The 5,236-nt window shown below is 69.9% G+C and carries 4 protein-coding genes; 3 read left to right on the top strand and 1 reads right to left on the bottom strand.

Features of this window, described 5'->3' with window-relative positions; translation table 11 throughout:
• Positions 1 to 106: 106 nt before the first annotated feature.
• Positions 107 to 1,657 (bottom strand): S8 family serine peptidase, encoded by a 1,551-nt coding sequence (locus ACFXDJ_RS34395; protein WP_384663492.1) that lies wholly within the window; start codon positions 1,655 to 1,657, stop codon positions 107 to 109.
• Positions 1,658 to 1,913: 256 nt separating this feature from the next.
• On the opposite strand from ACFXDJ_RS34395, the gene ACFXDJ_RS34400 reads away from it, so the two are divergent.
• The 3 genes from ACFXDJ_RS34400 to moaA all read left to right on the top strand — a co-directional run bounded on the left by ACFXDJ_RS34400 (position 1,914) and on the right by moaA (position 5,107).
• A complete protein-coding gene (locus ACFXDJ_RS34400) occupies positions 1,914 to 2,279 on the top strand; it encodes a DUF485 domain-containing protein (protein ID WP_384663494.1) in 366 nt (121 codons plus the stop codon).
• Positions 2,276 to 3,895: a cation acetate symporter gene (locus ACFXDJ_RS34405; RefSeq protein ID WP_384663496.1), complete on the top strand. Its 1,620-nt coding sequence runs from the start codon at positions 2,276 to 2,278 to the stop codon at positions 3,893 to 3,895. Before ACFXDJ_RS34400 ends, ACFXDJ_RS34405 begins: the two co-directional genes overlap by 4 nt.
• A 222-nt stretch (positions 3,896 to 4,117) precedes the next feature.
• A complete protein-coding gene (gene moaA, locus ACFXDJ_RS34410) occupies positions 4,118 to 5,107 on the top strand; it encodes a GTP 3',8-cyclase MoaA (RefSeq protein WP_384663497.1) in 990 nt (329 codons plus the stop codon).
• Positions 5,108 to 5,236 lie beyond the last annotated feature (129 nt).

Here is a 5,236-nt window from a genome sequence, read left to right on the forward strand (position 1 = left end):
CCGCGCTACCCCGGTGTCTCGGCGTCTCGGTCTCGTGTAGCAGCGGGCGCGGGGCCGCGCGGGGGGGCCCCTCCCCCCCCGCCCCCCCCTCCACGCGTACCGGGTGTTACTTCACGGCCTTCAGCGCGTCGACCACGCCGGCGCCGTAGTAGCCCGTCTGGCCCCACTTGCTCTGGCAGGTGGCGGTGGCGTCGATCAGCGCGCCCGTGGCGTCGTAGACCTGCGTCGGGCAGTCCGTCTTCGTCGCCTGCCCCTTCAGCATCGCCTGGAGCTGCCAGGGCGCGGCCCACGGGTGCGCGCTCTTGAGCAGGGCCGCGACGCCCGCGACGTGCGGGGTGGCCATCGAGGTGCCCTGCTTGTAGCCGTAGCCGCCGCCCGGGAGGGTGGACAGCACGCGGCCGTTGGCGTCCGGGGTGGCCGGGATCTGCCACTTGTCGCCGCCGGGGGCGGCCACGTCGATGACGCCGAGCCCGTAGCTGGAGTAGTACGACCGGAAGCCCTTGTCCCCGGTCGCGCTCACCGTGACCACGCCCGGCAGCTGGGCGGGCAGGTCCAGGCAGACCTTCGGGTCGATGGTGCGCGGCACCGGGGTGGCGTCGTCGGGGCTGCTGTTGTCGGTGATCGAGGCGCCCGACAGGTCCCAGTTGGAGTTTCCGGCGGCGGCGACGTTGAGGACGCCCTTGCGCTCGGCGTACTTGCTCGCCCGGGTGAGGGACTCCACCAGCGCCTTCTGGTCGTCGTCCGTCTTGCAGTTGAAGTACCAGGGGTCGACGTAGTAGCTGTTGTTGGTCACCTCGATCCCCTTCTCGGCGGCGAACATGAAGCCGCAGACGACCGCCTCGGTGAAGAAGAGGTTGGTCCCGTGCTCGGCCACCTTGATGCCGGCGACCTTCACGCCGGGCGCGACCCCGCTGACGCCGATGCCGTTGCGGGCGGCCGCGATGGTGCCCGCCACGTGGGTTCCGTGGTCGCTGCCGTCGGCGTACGGACGCCAGGCGCCGTCGGTGGTGTCGGCCACGCCGCCGACACAGTTGGCGGACTGCTCCTTGGAGAAGTTCGCCGCGAGATCCGGGTGGGTGTCGTCGACACCCGTGTCGATGACCCCCACCGTGACGTCCGGGCTGCCATCGTTGATCTTGTGAGCCTCGTCGGCCTTGATCGCCCGCAGGTCCCACTGGTTGGGCTCCAGCGGCTCCTGACCCTCCGTGGCGCTCGCCGCCGCCCTGGTGGCCTCCGCCGCGCTCAGCTTCTGCGTCGTGCCCTCTTCGGTGGTCTGCACGGTCGTCAGCGGGGCCGTACGGGTGGCGCCGACCGACACGAACAGGCCGCGCTGTCCGCGGAGCTGCTTGGCGAAGTCCGGGTTCTGGGAGTGTGCGACGACCACTCCGATCTGCTCATAGGCGATGACGACCGTGCCGCCGGCCCGCTCGATGGCCTTCTTGGCCGCCGTCACCGTGGCGTACGAGTTCAGGTTCGCCACGTACGACAGCTTGGGTCCGGAGGTGTCGGGCGTGGCGGTGGCCGCCGCGTCCGCCGTGCTGCCGAGCGGTGCGGCGGAGGCCGCCACCGAGGGCAGGAAGGCGAGCGAGGCGGTGAGCGCCAGGCCGACCGGAAGGGCGAGGGCGCGCCGCCGGTGACCGGTTCCCAGATGAGCCATGGGTTCTCCACATCATCGTGAAAAAGCCGCGCGGGCGCGGTCGCGCCCGACGGGTTCATGACACGCGAACCTAGTGCCGCCGTTCGACTTCGCGCCATCAGTTCGAGAAATCAGTTTCCGCCGAAACAAAGGGTGTTGAACCGTCCCGACGCGCCGGCCGTGCCGTTGACAGGGGGGATCAGCGCCACCGTCCCCCCACACGGAGGTTGTTTTGTCCGTCGTCCCCACCGCATCCGCGTCACAAGGAGAGTCCCCCGTGACCACCGAAGCAGCGCCGCCCCCGGGCAGCGCGGGAGCGCCGCCGGCGAGCCCCGCGGCCGAAGAGTTCGTACGCGTCCAGCAGAGCCCGGAGTTCGCCGAGCTGCGCCGCGCCCACCGATCCTTCGCCTTTCCGCTCACCGTGGCGTTCATCGCCTGGTACCTGCTCTACGTCCTGCTCTCCAACTACGCGGGGGGCTTCATGGGGACCAGGCTCTTCGGCAACATCAACGTCGCCCTCGTGCTGGGCCTGGCCCAGTTCGCGACGACCTTCCTGATCGCCTTCCTGTACTCGCGGCACGCGGCCACCAAGCTCGACCCCAAGGCCTCGGCCATCAAGGCGCGGATGGAGGCCGGAGCGTGAGCACCCCCCTGCTGGTCGCCGCCGGCGCCACCGAGCACCGCCCGCTGATCATCACCCTGTTCGGGCTGTTCGTCGTGGCCACCCTGGCCATCACGATCTGGGCCGGCCGCCAGACCAAGGGCGCCGCCGACTTCTACGCGGGCGGCCGCCAGTTCACCGGTTTCCAGAACGGCCTGGCCATCTCCGGCGACTACATGTCCGCCGCGTCCTTCCTCGGCATCGCCGGAGCCATCGCGCTCTTCGGCTACGACGGCTTCCTCTACTCCATCGGCTTCCTCGTGGCCTGGCTGGTCGCGCTGCTCCTCGTCGCCGAGCCGCTGCGCAACTCCGGCCGCTACACGATGGGCGACGTGCTCGCGTACCGGATGCGCCAGCGCCCCGTACGGACCGCCGCCGGCACCTCCACGATCGTCGTCTCGATCTTCTACCTGCTCGCCCAGATGGCCGGCGCCGGCGTGCTCGTCTCGCTGCTCCTCGGCATCACCAGCGACCTCGGCAAGATCGTGATCGTCTCGCTGGTCGGCGTCCTGATGATCCTCTACGTCACGATCGGCGGGATGAAGGGCACCACCTGGGTCCAGATGATCAAGGCGGTCCTGCTCATCGCGGGCACCCTGCTGATCACCTTCCTGGTGCTGCTCAAGTTCAACTTCAACATCTCCGACCTGCTGGGCAAGGCCGCCGACAACAGCGGCCAGGGCGTGAAGTTCCTGGAGCCGGGCCTGAAGTACGGCAAGGACTCGCTGACCAAGCTCGACTTCATCTCGCTGGGACTGGCCCTGGTGCTCGGCACCGCCGGCCTGCCGCACATCCTGATCCGCTTCTACACCGTGCCCACGGCCAAGGCCGCCCGTAAGTCCGTGAACTGGGCCATCGGCATCATCGGAGCCTTCTACCTGATGACGATCGTCCTCGGGTTCGGCGCGGCGGCCCTGCTCAAGCGGACCGACATCATCGCCTCCAACAAGGCCGGCACCACCGCGGCCCCGCTGCTCGCCCAGGAGATCGGCGGCGGCGCGAGCTCCACCGGCGGAGCGGTCCTGCTCGCCGTGATCTCCGCGGTGGCCTTCGCCACCATCCTCGCGGTCGTCGCGGGCCTGACGCTGGCCTCCTCCTCGTCCTTCGCCCACGACATCTACGTGAACGTGATCCGCAAGGGCAAGGCCACCGAGAAGGAAGAGGTACGGGCGGCCCGCTGGTCCACCGTGGTCATCGGCGCCGCGGCCATCGCCCTCGGGGCCATGGCCCGCGACCTCAACGTCGCCGGACTGGTCGCCCTGGCCTTCGCGGTCGCGGCCTCCGCCAACCTGCCGACGATCCTCTACAGCCTCTTCTGGAAGCGCTTCACCACCCAGGGGGCGCTCTGGTCCATCTACGGAGGCCTGGTCACCGCGGTCGGCCTGGTGCTCTTCTCCCCGGTCGTGTCCGGAAAGCCGACCTCGATGTTCAAGGACGCCGACTTCTACTGGTTCCCCCTGGAGAACCCGGGCATCATCTCCATCCCCCTCGGCTTCCTGCTGGGATGGCTGGGAACCGTCCTCTCCAAGGAGGAGGCCGACCCGCAGAAGTTCGCGGAGCTCGAAGTCCGCTCTCTGACCGGAACCGGTGCCCACTGACCGGGGTCCCCGGCCGGCCGGGCCGCGTAGTCTGCGCCTGAGCGAAATAGTCCGAACACCGAGCGTGGCCGTGTCGTATTTCCCTACGACATGGCCACGTCGCGTCTAGGTCATTCGGGCACGCCTGCACGCCGCAGGGTTCGCGTAGGCTCATTTATAACGTCCGCGCTCTACCCATAGCGGACCAAACCTCTACGAACCGGACAGGGGAGGGGGCCCACAGTGCTTCTCGACACCTACGGCCGCGTGGCCACTGACCTGCGCGTCTCGCTCACCGACCGGTGCAACCTGCGCTGTACGTACTGCATGCCCGAAGAGGGCCTGCAGTGGCTGGGCAAGTCCGATCTGCTCAGCGACGAGGAGATCGTGCGGCTGATTCGCATCGCCGTCACCCTGCTCGGCATCACGGACGTCCGCTTCACCGGCGGCGAGCCGCTCCTGCGCCCCGGCCTCGTCGGGATCGTCGAGCAGTGCGCGGCCCTGGAGCCCCGCCCCAAGATGTCGCTGACCACCAACGGCATCGGCCTCAAGCGCACCGCGCAGGCCCTCAAGGCCGCCGGCCTGGACCGGGTGAACGTTTCCCTGGACACCCTGCGGCCCGAGGTCTTCAAGACCCTCACCCGGCGCGACCGCCACCACGACGTCATCGACGGCATGGCCGCCGCCCGCGAGGCCGGCCTGACCCCCGTCAAGGTCAACGCCGTCCTGATGCCGGGGCTCAACGAGGACGAGGCCCCCGAGCTGCTCGCCTGGGCCGTGGAGAACGAGTACGAGCTCCGCTTCATCGAGCAGATGCCGCTCGACGCCCAGCACGGCTGGAAGCGCGACGGCATGATCACCGCCGGGGACATCCTGGAGTCCCTGCGCACCCGCTTCACGCTCACCGAGGAAGGCGCCGAGGAGCGGGGCACCGCCCCGGCCGAGCGCTGGATCGTGGACGGCGGCCCGGCGACGGTCGGCGTCATCGCCTCGGTCACCCGCCCGTTCTGCGGCGCCTGCGACCGTACGCGCCTCACCGCCGACGGCCAGATCCGTACGTGCCTCTTCGCCACCGAGGAGTCGGACCTGCGCGCGGCCCTGCGCTCCGGCGCCGGGGACGAGGAGATCGCCCGCCTGTGGAAGGTGGCGATGTGGGGCAAGAAGGCCGGATCCGGTCTCGACGACCCGTCCTTCCTGCAGCCCGACCGCCCGATGTCGGCGATCGGCGGCTAGCGCACCTCTCAGAGCGCACCTCCCAGAAGGGGGGGGGGGGCGGGGCGGGGGCGCGGGGGCCCCTCGTGGGGGTCGCTCACCCCCGACGCCAGATACCAGACGATTTGCTCGGCGCAGACCGCGCACACG

Source organism: Streptomyces sp. NPDC059443, from assembly GCF_042750105.1.
Taxonomy (GTDB): domain Bacteria; phylum Actinomycetota; class Actinomycetes; order Streptomycetales; family Streptomycetaceae; genus Streptomyces.